The sequence below is a fragment of the Sphingomonas crocodyli genome (assembly GCF_004005865.1).
In the GTDB taxonomy this organism is placed as follows: Bacteria; Pseudomonadota; Alphaproteobacteria; order Sphingomonadales; family Sphingomonadaceae; genus Rhizorhabdus; species Rhizorhabdus crocodyli.
This window is the reverse complement of the sequence record NZ_SACN01000002.1, coordinates 404,386-420,290: the sequence shown is the minus strand read 5'-3', so window position 1 is coordinate 420,290 and position 15,905 is coordinate 404,386. Positions and strand designations below refer to the sequence as shown.

The window sequence follows — 15,905 nt, the reverse complement described above, 5'->3', positions numbered from 1 at the left end:
CGACAGAAGCATGAAACCAATTCATGCCTGATGGATGGATCGGCCCAACCTGCCCCTCAACGCGCTGCGCGCCTTCGAAGCATCGGCGCGGCATTTGAACTTCACCCGCGCGGCGCTCGAGCTGTGCGTGAGCCAGGGCGCGGTGAGCCATCAGGTCGCAGCCCTCGAACGGCGGCTGGGCACGCGGCTGTTCCGCCGCCTGCCGCGCGGCCTCGCGCTGACCGACGAGGGGCGGGCGTTGGTGCCCGTGCTTGCCGAAGCGTTCGACCGGATCGGCGCGACGCTCGATCGCTATGCGGGCGGGCATCTGACCGAGGTGCTGACGGTGGGCGTGGTGGGCACCTTCGCGGTCGGCTGGCTGCTGCCCCGGCTCGAGGATTTTGCGCGGGCGCATCCGCATATCGATCTGCGCGTGCTGACCAACAACAACCGCGTCGATCTGGCGGGCGAGGGACTCGACCTCGCGATCCGCTTCGGCGACGGCGCGTGGCATGGGACGCAGGCCGATCCGATCCTCGACGCGCCGCTCAGCCCGCTCTGCGCGCCTGCGGTCGCCGCGCGGCTCGACCGGCCCGAGGCGCTGGGGGGCGAGATGCTGCTGCGATCCTATCGCGCCGATGAATGGCCGCGCTGGTTCGCCGCCGCCCGCCTGCCCTGCCCGCCCTTGCGCGGGCCATTGTTCGACAGTTCGGTGCTGATGGTCGCCGCCGCCGCCGCGCAGGGGCAGGGCGTCGCGCTCGCCCCACCCGCCCTGTTCGCGGCCGAACTGGCGGCGGGGCGGATCGTCCAGCCCTTCGCGATCACGGTCACGACCGGCCGCTACTGGCTCACCCGCCTCCATTCGCGCGCCGAGACCGCAGCGATGCGCGCGTTCCGGGAGTGGGTGTCAGCTTCCTAATCCTCCCCAGCCAGGGGGAGGTGTCAGCGTAGCTGACGGAGGGGGAGGCCAACTCCAGATCATCGCATCCTCCCCCTCCGTCGCCTTCGGCGCCACCTCCCCCTGGCGGGGGAGGATTTTCCATCAGGCAGCCTCCTCCATCGGCGCGGCGAATTTCTGGCGATAGTCGCCGGGCGACAGGCCGATGATGCGGTGGAACAGCTTGCGGAAGGCGGCGGCATCCTCATAGCCGACGCTCCACGCAATCTGCTCGACCGAGCGCTTAGTGAACTCGAGCAGTTCGCGTGCCTTGCCGATGCGCAGATGCTGGACATATTCGATCGGCTTGAGGCCGGTCGCGGCCTTGAAGCGGCGCAGGAAGGTGCGCTCCTCCAGATGCGCCTCGCGCGCCATATCGACGACGCTGACGGCACGCGCCTCACGCGCCTGAAGCCAGTGCTGGACCTTCAATATCGCCTCATCGCCATGCGTCAGTTTTGGCGCGAATGGGGCGTAGTGCCGTTGCTCGCGCGAACCGGGATCGAGCAGCAGGAACTTCGCCGTCTCCATCATCAGCGTCGGGCCGAGCAACCGTTCGACGATGCGCAGGCCCAGATCGGTCCACGCCATCAATCCGCCCGCGGTGACGATGTCGCCATCGTCGATCACCATCCGGTCGATCTCCAGCCGCACGGCCGGGAAGCGTTCGCGAAAGGCGTCGGCGAAATACCAGTGGGTCGTGGCGGGCCGCCCGCCGAGCAACCCGGTCTCCGCCAGCAGGAAGGCACCCGCGCAGGTCGACGCCAGCAAGGTGCCCTGCGCGTGATGATCGCGCAGGAAACGGGCGAAGGGCGCCGCATCCGCCGCCGAGATCAGGCTGTGCATGCTGCCCGGCGCAATCAGCATGTCGGGCGCGCGCCCGCTCTTGGCATCCGGATGGCTGTCGGACGAGCGCTCGACTGTGCCCTCATGCAATTGCCAATGGCTGACACGCAACGGCGCGCGGCCGTGCGTGGCCGCGAAACGGCTGGCGATATCCAGCATCTCGGTCAGGCCGTGGACCATGCCGAGCTGGCAATCGGGATAGATGATGATGCCGACTTCGGCCGTAGGCTCGTCCTTATCAGCCATCGCGCAGCTCCTTTGTCGGAAATGACCCGTCTAATGTCGTATCCGCCAATCCCGACCGATCCGCAACCAGCCTATTCCTTTGATCACGGGGAGCGACGACGGCCTGGCAATCACACTCAGGTATAGGTGCAACGTCGCCCTCCTTTGATTTCATAAGGGATCGACAGGGGACGCGGACGAAACGATCATCCGCCCTGTCCTCCGAAACGGGAGACTCGACATGACCAAGGGAACTGCCCTCGTCACCGGCGCATCGATCGGTATCGGCGCCACCTATGCGGACCGGCTCGCACGCCGCGGCCACGACCTGATCCTCGTCGCGCGCAATACCGCGAAGCTGGAGCAACTGGCCGAAACGCTGCGTCGCGACACCGGCGTCAAGGTCGACATCATCGCCGCCGATCTGGGCAAGGCCGAAGACCTTGCGAAGATCGAGGCGCGGTTGCGCGACGATGGGTCGATCACGACCCTGGTCAACAATGCGGGGATCGCCGGCGAGACCGCCTTCGTCGAAGCCGACATCGCGCACCTCCAGCAGATGATCGACCTGAACGTTACCGCCGTCACGCGGTTGTCGGCGGCGATTGCCCCGCGCCTCGCCACAGCGGGCACCGGCACGATCATCAACATCACGTCGGTCACGGCGCTGATGCCCGAGGCATTCACCGCGGTCTATCCGGCCACCAAGGCGTTCGTGCTGGCCTTCAGCGAAGGGCTGAATGCCGAACTGGCGCCGAAGGGCGTGCGCGTCCAGGCGGTGCTGCCCGGTATCACCCGCACCGCGATCTGGGACGAGGCGCAGCTGGCCAACCTGCCCGCGCACATGATCATGGAGGTCGACGACATGGTCGACGCCGCGATCGCCGGCCTCGATCTGGGCGAGACGATCACGATCCCGGCGCTGCCCGACAGGGCCGACCTCGACACTTACCTGACGGCGCGCACGGCGCTCCGCCCCAACCTGTCCCGCAACCAGCCGGCCGCACGCTACGCCGCGTGATGCCCGCATCGATGATGAAAGGAGACACGTCATGATCCTCGGACTTTCGGTGCAGGCTTTCGTCGCGCTGCACGTCGCCATCAGCCTGATCGGAATTGCGGCGGGGCTGGTCGCCCTGCCCGCGATGATCGCCGGACGGTATATGAAGATCACCACGGCAATCTTCCTCGCCTTTACCGCGCTGACCAGCCTGACCGGCTTCCTCTTTCCTTTCACGGGCTTCACGCCGGCGCTCGGTTTCGGGGTGATCTCGACGATCGACCTGATCATCGCCGCGGTCGCGCTCTACGTCGTCAAACTGCAAGGCAAGGCGCGCATCACCTACACCGTGACGGCGGTGATCGCGCTCTACCTAAACCTGTTCGTGCTGGTGGTGCAGTCCTTCCTGAAGGTGCCCGCACTCAACGCACTGGCGCCCACCGGCACCGAACCGCCGTTTGCCGCCGCGCAAGCCGTGGTCCTGATCGCGAATGTCGCGTTGGGATATCTGATCGCAACCCGTTTCCGCCCCGCCGCGTTGGCGTAACCGTCTGAAAAAGGAGATTTCCAATGAAGATCAATCGCAAGGGCAGTGCCCATTGGGAAGGTGGCCTGAAGGATGGCCGCGGCGCGATCAGCACCGACAGCAAGGCCATCGACGCACATCCCTATGGCTTCGCCAGCCGCTTCGAAGGCGTGGCGGGGACCAATCCGGAGGAACTGCTGGGCGCGGCGCATGCCGGCTGCTTCACGATGGCGCTGTCGCTCGCGCTCGAACAGGCGGGCTTCAAGGCCGATGCGATGGACACGGTCGCGACGGTGACGCTGGAGGATGTCGACGGCTTCACGATCACCGCGATCAAGCTGGACCTGACCGCCACGATCCCCGGCATCGACGATGCCAAGTTCCAGGAGATCTCGGCCGGCGCCAAGGCGGGCTGCCCGGTGTCAAAGCTGTTCAAGGCGCCGATCACGCTCGACGCGAAGCTGGCCTAACCGACCAGATCCTCGATCCGATCGACATCGTGCATCAGGCCGGGGCTCTCGACGACGAGAGTCCCGGCTTTTGCGCGATGCGCGACGAAGCTGTTCTCGCCAAAAGCGAAGGTGAAGATCGCGCCCGCGGGTAGAGCGATGGCATTGGTGCCGACATGGTGCCGGTCGGAGACGATCGCGACGGCATCCCCGGCCTCAGCCAGCAATGTCTCGATATCGTGAACCGTCAGCCGCGGCAGATCGGCGTGGAGGACGAGGAGGTTGCCGCCAAGCTGCCCCCGCGCGGCCTCCAGTTCGGCGTTGAGGCCGCGCCCCTCATCGGCGATCCAGCCGTCGAAACCGTCTTCAGGTGGCTGCGGCGACAACAGGATCGCGCGCGTGACCGACGGACTGGCGCGCAGCACCTCCGCGACATGGGCGAGCATGTCGTCGGCCAGCGCATCGCGTTCGGCCGGCGAGAGATGGGGCGCAAGGCGGGTCTTGCGATCGCCGGGCGCCTTGATCGGGACCAGGGCGGTCCAGCCGGTCATGCGAGGCTTTCGGCGAGCGCCAGCACAGCACGGGCGACGCGGATGCGATCGTCGAGATCGTGCATCAGCGTGTCGGCGCGCGCGACCGCGACACCCCCAATCTCCTCGGGCGGATCGCGTTCGTCGACCAGCAGACCGTCGAGCAGGTCGCCATAATGCGCGGCGACCGCCGAGGCGCTAACCGTCAGGCCGAGTTCGCCCATCAGCTTGGCGGTCGGCCCCTTGACCGCCGCACCACCGACGATCGGCGACACCGCGACGACGGGCGCCTTGGTCTCCGCCAGCGCCGCGCGGATGGCGGGGACGGCGAGGATCGGATCGACGCTGAGGAAGGGATTGGACGGCGCGATGACGATCGCGCTCGCGCCCATGATCGCATCGACCACGCCGGGCGCGGGCTTCGCGACATCCGCGCCGTCGAAACGGATCGCCGAGGTCGCGGGGACGCAGCGCAGGCGGACGAAATAGTCCTGGAAATCGAGCAGGCCCGCGTCGGTCTCCAGCCGGGTCGCGACCGCATCGTCGGTCATCGGCAGGACGGACAGGCCGATATCCCACTTCGCCGCAAAGTCTGCGATGATCGCCGACAGCGGCTCCCCCGCCGCCAGCCGCGCGCTGCGCAGGACGTGGAGCGCGAGATCGCCGTCGCCCAGATTGAACCAGTCGGGCGCGCCCAGCGTGCGCAGCGCCGCCATGAAGTTCCAGCTTTCACCCGCCCGGCCCCAACCGAGCTCGGTGTTAGACTTGCCCGACAATGTATAGAGCAACGTGTCGATATCGGGAGAGATGGCGAGGCCGAAATGGCGGAAGTCATCGCCCGTATTGACGATCGCGGTCAGATCCGCCGCCGGCACGATCTGCGCCAGCCCCAGCACCAGTTTGGCGCCGCCGACCCCACCCGTGAGAACGACGACGCTCATGCAATCACACCCGACTTCGACACGACTTCACCCGTTGAATTTGGCGATAACCTCCTCGCCATAGCGCCGGATGAAGTCTTCCGCATCCTCCGGCGTATCCCCCATGCCGCCGACGGTGAGGCCGGTGACGCCGATCGCCTGATATTCCTTGAGCAGACCGACCTGCTCGTCCCACGGGATATTGGGCATGACGAGGCCCGAGGAGATGACGATATCGATCGGATCGGTGCGACCGATCTTTTCCTTATGCTCGAACATTTCGGGCAGCAGGTTCTTCAGATCCTCGACCGTTTCCAGCGCGGGCACCTTGTGATCGGTGGTGCCGCGGCTGCGCTTGAGCGGCATCGGCAGCCAGCCTTGCGCGAACTCGGCGACGCGACGGCGGGTAAGCTTGGCATTGCCGCCCAGCCAAATCGGCGGGTGCGGGCGCTGCACAGCGGTCGGCTGGATCACGACGCCGCGCGCGGTGAAGTTCGCGCCGTCATAGTCGACCGGGTCGCCGGTCGAGGCCTTACGGAATACCTCGAGCGATTCGACGAACAGTTCGTTGCGCTTGTCGAAGTCGATCCCCATCGCCTCGAACTCGCCCTGCATATAGCCGATGCCCGCGCCCAGGATCAGGCGACCATCGCTGAACATGTCGAGCGTGTTGACCATCTTGGTCAGCTGGAACGGATTGTAGAAGGGGATCACCGCCAGATAGGTGAGCAGGCGCAGCTTCGGCGCGACGGCGGCGGCCGATGCGAGGCCGATGAACGGATCGAAGCAATGATGCCCGCCCGGCCCCTGCAGCCACGGCATGACGGGAGCGGGATGCTGATCGAGGCCGACGCCGTAGAAGCCCGCTTTTTCCGCCGCGATGGCGAGCCGGTTGCACACCTTGCCCGACATCAGCGCCTCGTTGACGGGCACGCCGCGTCCGGGGAACAGGTAGAAGAATTTCATGGCACCCTCTCCTTCTCTCAGGGCGCCTTCATCCACCACCGCGCAGGGTCTGTAGCGCCCCTTTTTGCGATGGGTGCGCCGCCCGCGATCGATTCAGGTCAACGCCCCTTCCACTGCGGCGCGCGCTTTTCGGCGAAGGCCCGCGGGCCTTCGCGAATGTCGTCAGACGTGAACAGCGCCTTCACCGCGGGCCATTGCGACTGCTGCTTCAGCGCGTCTTCGAGCGGAAGCTCCATCCCGCGCACGACCACCTCCTTCGCCGCACGCACAGCCATCGGCGAGCAGCGCAGGATATCGGCTGCGAAGGCGCGGGCGGCCTCCAGCACGTCGCCCTCGACAACCTGGTGGACGAAGCCGAGGCGATACCCTTCCGCCGCGCTGACCGGCTTGCCGGTGAGGATCATCGGCATCGCCGCCTTCACCCCGATCGTGCGCGGCAGGCGCAGCAGCCCACCCGCAAGCGCCGCGACGCCGACCACCGGCTCGGGCAAGCCAAATTGCGCATGGGCCGAGGCGATGATCACGTCGCAGGCCAAAGCGGTTTCGAAGCCGCCGCCCATCGCGACGCCGTTGACCGCCGCGATGATCGGCTTGGCGCAATCGAAACGATGGGTGAGGCCGGCAAAGCCGCTCTTGGGCAGTGCGCCCATGCCTTTGCTCACCTCCTTCAGGTCCATGCCGGCGGAGAAGGCCTTGTCGCCCGCGCCGGTGACGATCGCGACCCATTGATCGGGATCGGCGGCGAAATCGTCGAAGATCGCGTCGAGTTCGCGATGCGCGGCGGAATTGAGCGCGTTGCGGCTTTCGGGCCGGTTCAGCGTGACGATCGTCAGCGGCCCTTCGCGCGTGACGGTGACGAACTCATAGGCCATTGCCGATCCCCTCTCAGTTTATGAGGGGCCATCAAGGGGATCGGGCGAGTCGGGTCAAGCGGTGAAGAAGCGGCTGAGCCCCATATCCTTGAGGCCGCGGCGATAGGCCATCGAACTCATGTCGGCCGGGATATGCGCCTCCATCATCGGATCGAGCGGCAGGCATTCGGGCATCTGCGCCTCGACGATGGCCTTGTCCTCCTCGAACACGCGCTGGTTGAAATCATAGACCTCCTGCACCGGGCGATCGGTATCGAAATTGCGGCCGATCGGCGCGAACAGGCGCGTGACCTTCGCCGAGACGGGCGACGCCGCGTTCATAATCACCAGCCGGTCCTTGCCCGGAAAATGGATCGTCAAAGTCGCGGTGAAGGGCAGGAAGCATTCGAAGTGCCGCAGCCAGGTGAAGCCCGGCACGCCCTTTTCCACCCCAATCGGATAATTGCCGACCGAGCTGTAATAGTCGGCGTAGAAGCCGTCCTCGGTCTTAATCGTCTTGTACGCGGGCACTTCGGCATTGTTCGCGTCGCCGAAGGTCGCGGTGTGGACGAAGGCGAAGTGGGCGACGTCGAGGAAACCCTCCATCTGGCGCCCGGCAAAGCCGTAAATGTCGATCCACGGGCAGGTGATCTGCTGAAACCCCTCATCGTCCCAATGCGGCATCGGGGCGATGACAGGCGTGTCGCTTTCGGGGCGCAAGCACGTCCAGACGAGGCCGTAGCGTTCGACCGCCGGATAGGTGGTGACGCGCATCCGATCGGGCGCCGCACGATCGGGGCTGGCAGGGATATGGTTGCAGCGCCCGTCGGCACCGAAGCGCAGGCCGTGATAGGCGCAGACGACCCCCGCCTCGGTCTGCGTCCCCAGGCTCAGCGGGACGCCGCGATGCGGGCAGATATCGCCCGCGACCACGATCTGCCCATTGGCGCGATAGACGACCAGCGGCTCGTCGAGCAGCTTGGTGCCCACCGGCTTCTCGCCCAGTTCGCGGACCAGCGCGACCGGATACCAGTGCTTCGCCAAGATCGCCCAGTCATCGGGATCGAAGGTCGAGCCGCGCGGGACATAAGCGGGAACAAGCGGGCGGAGCTGGGTGGCCATGAGAAACTCGTTTGCGACGTTGTTTTGATGCGTCGCAGCATCACCCGCTTGACATGCGCGATCAAACGCAATGATTTTGACGAGGTGTTGCAAAAAAGAGAGCGGGTCCGATGCCAGCCTTCTCGCGCTTCCTGCGCTACTTCATGGTCGTCGGCCGCACCGGGTCGATCCGGCGGGCGGCGGAAATCCTGAACGTCTCTGCCTCGGCGATCGACCGGCAGATATTGCAGGCGGAGGCCGAACTGGGGGCGCGGCTGTTCGAACGGCTGCCGACCGGGCTGCGGCTGACCGCTGCCGGTGAGCAGATGATGGCGGCGGGCGGACGCTGGCAGAAGGGGCTGGAGGATGTTCGCGCCTCGATCGACGACCTGACGGGTTTGCGGCGCGGCCATGTCGACATCGCGTTGATCGACGCGCTTGCACGAGGGACGATCCCCCGCATCGTCCGCGCGATCCGTGACGAGCATCCGGGCATCACAATCGGCCTCAGCGTCCTCGACAATGCCAATGTCCAGGGCGCGATCGAGAGCGGCGCGGCCGATTTCGGCCTGCTCCTCGAACCCCGCAGCGGCCGCAACCTGGCGGTGCGCGCGCATGCGGAGGTGGTGCTGGGGTTCGTCACCCGGCCCGACCATCGGCTGGCTACGGGTAAGCCCACGCGGTTCGCGGCGTGCGTCGGCGAGCCCGTGGTCGTTCCGGCCGAGCCGCTGGCTTTATGTCAGCAGGTGCAGGCGCTGGAGGTTGCGAGCGGGGTGCCGATCGAGATCGCGGCGCGCGCCGACAATATCCAGATGCTCAAATCGCTGGTGATCGAAGGCGTGGGCATCGGCCTGCTCACCTCGCTCGACGTCGCGAGCGAGGTCGCGGCGGGCGATCTGGCCTTCGTTCCGATCGTCGACGCGACCGTGCGCCCACTGACCCTGGGCCTGTGCGTGGTGCCCGCACGATCGCTGTCGCACGCCGCCAATCTGGTGCTGACGCGGATCGAAGCCGATTTCGGCACTATCGGAAGCGGCGCCACCCTCGGGTGACGCGCGCACAGACCGGCGATAGGCTCCTGCCAAAATCAGGAGAGCATCGATGGTAGAACGCGCGGTTCCGCAACTCACGCTGGGCCTCAACAGCTATTCCGCCGAGGATCCGGGCGGCTGGGAACATATGTTCGCCCGCGCCCGCGCGGCCGATCGCGCCGGGATCGACAGCCTGATGGTCTCGGATCACGTCGTGTTCGGCGAGAATCTCGATGAATATGCCAAGCCCGAAGTCGGCGGCGCCAAGGGCGGCAAGCAGCCGACCGGGCCGGACGGCCACTGGCTCGAGCCGCTGACCACATTGTCGGTGGTCGCGGGCATGACGAAGCGCATCCGCCTGCGCACCCAAATATTGCTCGCCGCGCTGCGCCGCCCGGTGACGCTCGCCAAGTCGGCCGCGACGCTCGACGTGCTGTCGGGCGGGCGGCTCGATCTGGGGGTGGGCGTCGGCTGGCAGCGCGAAGAATATGAAGCGGCGGGCCTGACCTTCGACACGCGCGGCCGCCTGCTCGATCACAGCCTGGAGGTATGCCAGACCCTGTGGCGCAACCAGCGCGCGACCTATTCGTCGCCCGAACTCAGCTTCGACGCGATCCACCAGATGCCCAAGCCGCTCCAGCCGGGCGGCGTGCCCTTCTGGATTGCGGGGACGCTGCGATCCTCCACGATCCGCCGGGTCGCACAATACGGATCGGGCTGGATTCCCTGGGGGCCGGACGCCGCCAATCTGCTCGATTCGGTCCCGCGCCTGAAGGAGGGCGTCGCGGCGGCGGGCGGCAATCCCGATGGGCTGCAGATCGTCGGCTATATGCCGCGCGAGGCGAAGGGTGACGACGGCAGCATCGATCCGCGCCGCGCCGCCGATCAGATCAAGACATTGATGGCGGTAGGCGTCACCGACTTCGTCCTGCACATGGACGTGCCGAACGACGAGGCTGCCGCCGAAGACCTGCTGAGCGGGATCGTCACCAAATTCCGCGAGACGGTTGGGCGCAGCTGACGTCCGTTACAGGTTGACGCGGAAGGGCGAACGAGGCTCATTCCCGGGCGAAAATCAAAAAGCTCCGGGGAGATTCGATGTTCACCTTCCGCTTCGACATGCGCGCGCCGTCTTTCGGCGCGCCGGCACGCGACCTCTATACCGCCGCGATCGAGATGACCGAGTGGGCCGAGGATAAGGGCCTGCTCGCCGCGCTTTTGTGCGAACATCACGGCGCCGAGGACGGCTATCTCCCCGCCCCTTTGATCCTCGCCTCCGCCATCGCCGCGCGGACGAAGAAGGTGCCGCTGTCGATCGCGATCATCCAGCTGCCCTTCTATGATCCCGTCCGGCTGGCCGAGGAGATGAGCGTCATCGACATCATCAGCGGCGGGCGCGTCTCATACGTCGGTGGTCTGGGCTATCTGCCCGCCGAATATGAGATGATGGGCGAGGATTTCAAAAGCCGCGGCAAGATCGCAGACGAGAAATTGTCGCTCCTGCTCAAGGCCAAGACCGGCGAGCCCTTCGAACATGAAGGGCGCCGCATCCACGTTACCCCGCCCCCCTTCACCCCCGGCGGCCCGCGCATGGGCTGGGGCGGTGGCAGCCCGCCCGCCGCGCGCCGCGCCGGTAAGCACGGCCTCGATTTCATGGCGCAGAAGGAAAATCCGGCGCTGGGCGAACTCTACGCCGAAACCTGCCGCGCCAACGGGCACACGCCCGGCGCCTGCTTCCTGCCCCCGCGCGACATGCCCACCACCACCTTCGTCGCCGAGGATGTCGACAAGGCGTGGGAGGAACTAGGCGACTTCCTGATGCACGACGTGCTCAGCTACGCGAAGTGGAACGAGGGCAATGACGATACGAGCAGCCTGTCCTTCGTGAAGAACGCCGCCGAACTGCGCGCCGAGAATCGCAGCCACCGCATCATGTCGGTCGACGAAGCGGTCGGCTGGGTAAAGGGCGGCATGCCGCTGTCGCTCCACCCGCTGATCGGCGGCCTGCCGCCCGAACTCGGTTGGAAGTACCTGCGCATCGTCACCGACAAGGTGCTGCCGCAGCTTCGCTAGCCGCAACAGCACCGGCGGCGCGCATCACATATGCGTGCCGCCGTCGATGCGGATCTCGGTCCCCGTGACGAACGCGCCGTCATCCGACGCCAGCATCGCCACGACCCCGGCGATCACCTCGGGACCGGCAAAGCCGGCGCCGATCGCGGGGAGCAGCTTCATGAACATGCTCATGTCCGCATCCTCGGGGATGCCGGGGTTGCGGGTCATGCCCGATTCGATGCTGCCAGGCGCCACCGCAACCGCGCGCAGCCCCTGCTTGGCATATTCGGCGGCGATGGCATGCGTGAAGGACTGGATGCCCCCCTTCGTCGCGGCATAGGCCGCCATATAGGGATGCGCGAAACTGGCCGAGGTCGAGCTGAAGTTGACCACAACGCCCTGGCCCGAGCGCAGCAAGGCGGGCAGACAGTCGCGCGTCATCAGGAAGGTGCTGGTCAGGTTCGTCTTGAGGATCTGATTCCACAGGTCGAGCGAGGTCGCGTGCGTGTGGCTCGACCGCAGGATGCCCGCCGCATTGACCAGCACGTCGAGCGACGCGGTGCCCAGGCCCGCATCCGCGATCAGGGCGGCGATCGGGGCTTCTTCCGAAACATCGACGGTGAAGGTGCGCAGCCTGCCGGCATGTCCGGCTTCCGCCGCGCGCTGGCGCGTCGTCTCCAGCCCCTCGGCGCTGATGTCGACCGCGATCACCTGCGCGTCTTCGGCCAGCATACGCGCCACGATCGCCTGCCCGATGCCCGATCCCGCGCCGGTCACAAGCACGACGCGCCCGTCAAATCTGGTCATGGTCAAATCCCCTCCATCACGATCTCTGCGGATCATGGCGCGAGAGGGCGCAGCGAAAGAGCCACCCCGCAAGAGGTGTTACACGCTGTTCCAGCAATGTGGAGGAAAATGGCGCGCCCAACGAGCATAAGCTCGAACGACCAAGACAGGGTGTGGCGTTTGACCGAAGGGAAAATGGCGCGCCCGGAACGATTCGAACGTCCGACCCTCAGATTCGTAGTCTGATGCTCTATCCAGCTGAGCTACGGGCGCGCATTTTTTCGACGGTGGCAATGTCTGCGTTCAGACGCCGCCGCCGTGGGGGGCGTCTCTAGGGGCGGAGTTCGAACAACGCAAGCCCGTTGCGGAGAAAATCTGCACGGCTAAGACAATGGCATGATCTCGCTTCGTCTTTCCGTGGTCGCCACGGCCGCCATGCTGCTCTCCGGATGCGCCGCCGACATGAGCGGCTATCCCTCGCTCGCGCCGCGCACGGTGGAGAAAAGCGCCGAACCCGCGCCAGCCGAACCTGCGCCGCCGATGCCGCCTGTGGGATCGAACGACGTCGGCGCAATCGTGACGGCCGCCAAGGCCGCCGACACCGCATTCAACGAAGAAGTCGCCAAGGCGCGGCCGACGATCGAGAAAGGCCGTGGCGCGGCGCAGGGCGGCGACGCCTGGGTCGCGGCGCAGCAGGCCTATAGCGGGGTCGAATCGGCGCGCGGCGGGGTTGGCTCCGCGCTGGCCGATCTCGATCGGCTGCATCAGGAGGCTGTGGCCAAAGGCGATCCCGCCCGCCTCACGTCGGTCGAGGCGGCGATTGCCGAAGTGCAGGCGATCGACGGCGCCGAACAGGCGACCCTGGCTTCGCTTCAGCCCTGATCTTCCGCAATCGCGGCGGCATGACGGCGGGCCTTGTCGACATAGGAGGCCGAACCGCGCGGATTGCGGACGATCTCCTCCTCGCTCAGCTTGCGCAGGAATTTGGCGGGGCGGCCCGCCCATAGCTCGCCCGAGGGGATGCGCTTGCCCGGCGTCAGCATCGCGCCGGCGGCGAGCATCGCGTCTGATTCGATCACGCAGCCATCCATCACGATCGATCCGAGGCCCACGAAAGCGCGGTCGTGAATGTCGCAGCCGTGGATCATCGCGAGATGGCCGATCAGCACGTCGTTGCCGATCGTCGTCGGATGCGTGCCGCTGGTGACGTGGACGACGGTGCCGTCCTGAATGTTGGTGCCGCGCCCGATGCGGATCGGCTGATCATCGCCGCGCACGACGACATTGTACCAGAGACTCGAATCGGCGCCGATCTCGACATCACCGATCACATGCGCGCCGGGCGCGACGAAAGCGGTCGGATCGACCTTCGGCACCTGATCGCCCAGCGCGAGGATCGTGTGGGGGGCGACGGTCATAAGGGGCGGTCCTTCGAATAGACGATATGGGCCTTGAGCCTCTCCGCGAGGCCGGGCAGCGGATGATCGAAATCGAGTTCGGCGCGGCGGACCATGCCGATCCGCTCCATCAAGCCCCAGCTGCGGCTGTTGGCGAGCACCGTCATCGCCCAAACCGTATCGTCGGAAAGATGGGCGAAGGCCCAGTCGAGGCTCGCCTGCGCCGCTTCGCGCGCATAGCCATGCCCCCAATGATCGGCGCCGAGACGCCAGCCGATTTCGGGACGCCCTTCGAGCGGCGTGCCGACCGCGCCGGGCTTCACCCCGCAAAAGCCAAGGAACGCGCCGTCATCGCGCCGCTCCAGCGCCCAGAAGCCATAGCCATAGGTGTCGATCGATCCGTTCTGCCGATCGATCGCCATATCGGCGGCATCGCGCGTCATCGGATCGCCGAGAAACTCCATCACGGCCGGATCCTGGCACATCGCATGGAACGGCGCGCGATCGGCGTCCGTCCAGCGGCGCAGCAATAGGCGTTCAGTTTCGATCATGCGCCCATCAGGCGGGCGGCGTGAAGCGCGTGATAGGTGAGGACGCCCGATGCGCCAGCGCGCTTGAACGACATCAGGGTTTCGAGGACCATCGCGTCGCGATCGGCCGCGCCCGCCGCGATCGCATGCTCGATCATCGCATATTCGCCGGACACCTGATAGGCGAAGACGGGTACTTCGAACCGCTCCTTCACCAGCCGCACGATGTCGAGATAGGGGAGGCCGGGCTTCACCATCACGCTGTCGGCGCCCTCGGCGAGATCGAGCGCGACTTCGCGCAGCGCCTCTTCGGCATTCGAAGGGCTCATCTGATAGCCCTTCTTGTCGCCCTTCAGCAGCCCGCGCGTGTCGACTGCGTCGCGGAACGGGCCGTAAAAGGCAGACGCATATTTGGCGGCATAGGCCATGATCTGCACGTCGACCTGGCCCGCGCCCTCGAGCGCCGCACGGATCGCGCCAACGCGGCCATCCATCATGTCCGACGGGGCGACGATGTCGCTGCCCGCCTCGGCCTGAACCAGCGCCTGACGCACCAGCAATTCGCTGGTGATGTCGTTCAGGACATGGCCGCTCTCGTCGATGATCCCGTCATGGCCGTGCGAGGTGTAGGGATCGAGCGCTACGTCGGTGAGCAGGCCGATATCAGGCACCTTGTCCTTGATCGCCCGGATCGCGCGGCACATCAGATTGTCGGGATTGAACGCCTCGGCCGCGTCCTCGGTGCGCCGGTCGCGCGGGGTGTTGGGGAACAGCGCAAGGCAGGGGATGCCCGCCGCCTTCGCCTCGGCCGCGCGCTTGGCGATCTGCGCGACCGGCCAGCGCGACACGCCGGGCAGCGATGCGATCGGCTCGACATCATCATTGTTCGAAATGAACAGGGGCCAGATCAGGTCGGCCGGGGTCAGCACCGTCTCCGCATAGAGCGCGCGGCTCCAGGCGTGGCGGCGGGGACGACGAAGGCGAAGCGCGGGAAAGGCGGCGTTGGTCATGGCGCCGTCTTTAGGCGCTGCGACAAGGATTGGGTAGGGTCGCGCGATACAGACGCGGGTCGATAAAGGGAGAGGCGCACATGCTGACGGTCCATCATCTGGGGCTTTCGCAATCGGAACGGATCGTCTGGCTGTGCGAGGAACTGGGGATCGATTACGTCTTCAAACGCTATGAGCGGATTGGCGGCAAGGGATACGCCCCGCCCGAATATAAGGCGCTGCACCCGATGGGGATCGCGCCGGTGATCACCGACGGCGCGCTGGTGCTCGGCGAAAGCGGCGCCATCTGCGACTATATCTGCGGCCGCTATGGCGACGGGCGGCTGACGCCCGGACCCGACCATCCCGACTTCGCCAATCACCTGTTCTGGTTCCACTGGTGCAACGGCACGTTCATGGCGACCCTGATGGGCGGCAGCGTGATCCAGCTGGCCGGCACCGACATTTCGGACAGCCCCGGCGCAGCCTTCATCGCCGATCGCACGGCGCGCGCATGGGGCATGATCGAGACGCGGCTGGGCGAAGCGCCCTTCTTCGGCGGTAGCGACCTGACCACCGCCGACATCATGATGGTCTATGGCCTCACCACCAGCCGCGCGATGCGGGGCACGTCGATCGCTGCCTTCCCCAATATCCGCCGCTACCTGGCCGACATCGGCGCCCGCCCGGCCTATCAATCCGCGATGGCGAAGGCCGAACCGGGAATGGCGCCCGTCCTCACCTGAACCCGCTTGTCGAATCGATATTTCCAGAATAATCGAAATGA

Annotated in this window: 19 protein-coding genes and 1 tRNA gene; 9 read left to right on the top strand and 11 right to left on the bottom strand. The window is 66.3% G+C overall.

The window, feature by feature from the left end:
- Positions 1-34: 34 nt before the first annotated feature.
- Positions 35-898, top strand: a complete 864-nt coding sequence (locus tag EOD43_RS16620) for a LysR family transcriptional regulator (RefSeq protein ID WP_127745150.1) — start codon at positions 35-37, stop codon at positions 896-898.
- Positions 899-1,021: 123 nt separating this feature from the next.
- Here EOD43_RS16620 and EOD43_RS16615 read toward each other — a convergent pair whose 3' ends face one another.
- Positions 1,022-2,008, bottom strand: a complete 987-nt coding sequence (locus EOD43_RS16615; protein WP_127745149.1) for a GlxA family transcriptional regulator — start codon at positions 2,006-2,008, stop codon at positions 1,022-1,024.
- A 220-nt stretch (positions 2,009-2,228) separates the two neighbouring features.
- Here EOD43_RS16615 and EOD43_RS16610 point away from each other — a divergent pair, with 220 nt between their 5' ends.
- Genes EOD43_RS16610 through EOD43_RS16600 form a run of 3 tightly spaced genes read left to right on the top strand, consistent with a single transcriptional unit; the run spans position 2,229 to position 3,983 of the window.
- Positions 2,229-3,008, top strand: a complete 780-nt coding sequence (locus EOD43_RS16610; RefSeq protein WP_127745148.1) for an SDR family NAD(P)-dependent oxidoreductase — start codon at positions 2,229-2,231, stop codon at positions 3,006-3,008.
- 31 nt (positions 3,009-3,039) lie between these two features.
- Positions 3,040-3,534 (top strand): hypothetical protein, encoded by a 495-nt coding sequence (locus EOD43_RS16605; RefSeq protein WP_127745147.1) that lies wholly within the window; start codon positions 3,040-3,042, stop codon positions 3,532-3,534.
- Positions 3,535-3,557: 23 nt separating this feature from the next.
- Positions 3,558-3,983, top strand: a complete 426-nt coding sequence (locus EOD43_RS16600; RefSeq protein ID WP_127745146.1) for an OsmC family protein — start codon at positions 3,558-3,560, stop codon at positions 3,981-3,983.
- Here EOD43_RS16600 and cofC read toward each other — a convergent pair.
- The 5 genes from cofC to EOD43_RS16575 form a co-directional block, all read right to left on the bottom strand.
- Positions 3,980-4,513, bottom strand: a complete 534-nt coding sequence (gene cofC, locus EOD43_RS16595; protein WP_127745145.1) for a 2-phospho-L-lactate guanylyltransferase — start codon at positions 4,511-4,513, stop codon at positions 3,980-3,982. The two genes, EOD43_RS16600 and cofC, sit on opposite strands and share 4 nt — an antisense overlap.
- Positions 4,510-5,433 carry a 2-phospho-L-lactate transferase gene (gene cofD, locus EOD43_RS16590; RefSeq protein WP_127745144.1) on the bottom strand — a complete coding sequence of 308 codons (924 nt, stop codon included), beginning with the start codon at positions 5,431-5,433 and terminating at the stop codon, positions 4,510-4,512. The genes cofC and cofD overlap by 4 nt, the downstream gene beginning before the upstream one ends.
- Positions 5,434-5,460: 27 nt before the next feature.
- A complete protein-coding gene (locus EOD43_RS16585) occupies positions 5,461-6,378 on the bottom strand; it encodes a TIGR03619 family F420-dependent LLM class oxidoreductase (protein ID WP_127745143.1) in 918 nt (305 codons plus the stop codon).
- Positions 6,379-6,476: 98 nt separating this feature from the next.
- Positions 6,477-7,250 (bottom strand): enoyl-CoA hydratase-related protein, encoded by a 774-nt coding sequence (locus tag EOD43_RS16580; RefSeq protein WP_127745142.1) that lies wholly within the window; start codon positions 7,248-7,250, stop codon positions 6,477-6,479.
- A gap of 54 nt (positions 7,251-7,304) precedes the next feature.
- Positions 7,305-8,351 carry an aromatic ring-hydroxylating oxygenase subunit alpha gene (locus EOD43_RS16575; RefSeq protein WP_127745141.1) on the bottom strand — a complete coding sequence of 349 codons (1,047 nt, stop codon included), beginning with the start codon at positions 8,349-8,351 and terminating at the stop codon, positions 7,305-7,307.
- A gap of 110 nt (positions 8,352-8,461) precedes the next feature.
- Between EOD43_RS16575 and EOD43_RS16570 the strand changes: the two genes are divergently transcribed.
- The 3 genes from EOD43_RS16570 to EOD43_RS16560 all read left to right on the top strand — a co-directional run bounded on the left by EOD43_RS16570 (position 8,462) and on the right by EOD43_RS16560 (position 11,434).
- On the top strand, positions 8,462-9,382 hold the full coding sequence (locus tag EOD43_RS16570; protein ID WP_127745140.1) for a LysR family transcriptional regulator: 921 nt from the start codon (positions 8,462-8,464) through the stop codon (positions 9,380-9,382).
- Positions 9,383-9,431: 49 nt separating this feature from the next.
- Positions 9,432-10,382, top strand: coding sequence for a TIGR03619 family F420-dependent LLM class oxidoreductase (locus EOD43_RS16565; protein WP_127745139.1), 951 nt, complete (start codon positions 9,432-9,434; stop codon positions 10,380-10,382).
- Positions 10,383-10,459: 77 nt separating this feature from the next.
- Positions 10,460-11,434, top strand: coding sequence for an LLM class flavin-dependent oxidoreductase (locus tag EOD43_RS16560; protein ID WP_127745138.1), 975 nt, complete (start codon positions 10,460-10,462; stop codon positions 11,432-11,434).
- A gap of 24 nt (positions 11,435-11,458) precedes the next feature.
- Here EOD43_RS16560 and EOD43_RS16555 read toward each other — a convergent pair whose 3' ends face one another.
- Positions 11,459-12,223: an SDR family NAD(P)-dependent oxidoreductase gene (locus EOD43_RS16555; protein WP_127745137.1), complete on the bottom strand. Its 765-nt coding sequence runs from the start codon at positions 12,221-12,223 to the stop codon at positions 11,459-11,461.
- Between the two features lie 175 nt (positions 12,224-12,398).
- Positions 12,399-12,475: transfer RNA gene (locus EOD43_RS16550), tRNA-Arg, on the bottom strand.
- A gap of 123 nt (positions 12,476-12,598) precedes the next feature.
- On the opposite strand from EOD43_RS16550, the gene EOD43_RS16545 reads away from it, so the two are divergent.
- The gene (locus tag EOD43_RS16545; RefSeq protein WP_127745136.1) at positions 12,599-13,084 is read left to right on the top strand and encodes a hypothetical protein; all 486 of its coding nucleotides are present in this window, start codon (positions 12,599-12,601) and stop codon (positions 13,082-13,084) included.
- Here the strand turns inward: EOD43_RS16545 and EOD43_RS16540 are convergent.
- Genes EOD43_RS16540 through hemB form a run of 3 tightly spaced genes read right to left on the bottom strand, consistent with a single transcriptional unit; the run spans position 13,075 to position 15,139 of the window.
- Complete coding sequence (locus tag EOD43_RS16540) at positions 13,075-13,620, bottom strand: gamma carbonic anhydrase family protein (protein WP_127745135.1); 546 nt, start codon at positions 13,618-13,620, stop codon at positions 13,075-13,077. The two genes, EOD43_RS16545 and EOD43_RS16540, sit on opposite strands and share 10 nt — an antisense overlap.
- Positions 13,617-14,150, bottom strand: a complete 534-nt coding sequence (locus EOD43_RS16535; protein ID WP_127745134.1) for a GNAT family N-acetyltransferase — start codon at positions 14,148-14,150, stop codon at positions 13,617-13,619. The genes EOD43_RS16540 and EOD43_RS16535 overlap by 4 nt, the downstream gene beginning before the upstream one ends.
- Positions 14,147-15,139 carry a porphobilinogen synthase gene (gene hemB, locus EOD43_RS16530; protein WP_127745133.1) on the bottom strand — a complete coding sequence of 331 codons (993 nt, stop codon included), beginning with the start codon at positions 15,137-15,139 and terminating at the stop codon, positions 14,147-14,149. Before hemB ends, EOD43_RS16535 begins: the two co-directional genes overlap by 4 nt.
- An 80-nt stretch (positions 15,140-15,219) precedes the next feature.
- Between hemB and EOD43_RS16525 the strand changes: the two genes are divergently transcribed.
- Positions 15,220-15,864 (top strand): glutathione S-transferase family protein, encoded by a 645-nt coding sequence (locus tag EOD43_RS16525; protein ID WP_127745132.1) that lies wholly within the window; start codon positions 15,220-15,222, stop codon positions 15,862-15,864.
- The last annotated feature ends 41 nt before the right edge of the window (positions 15,865-15,905 follow it).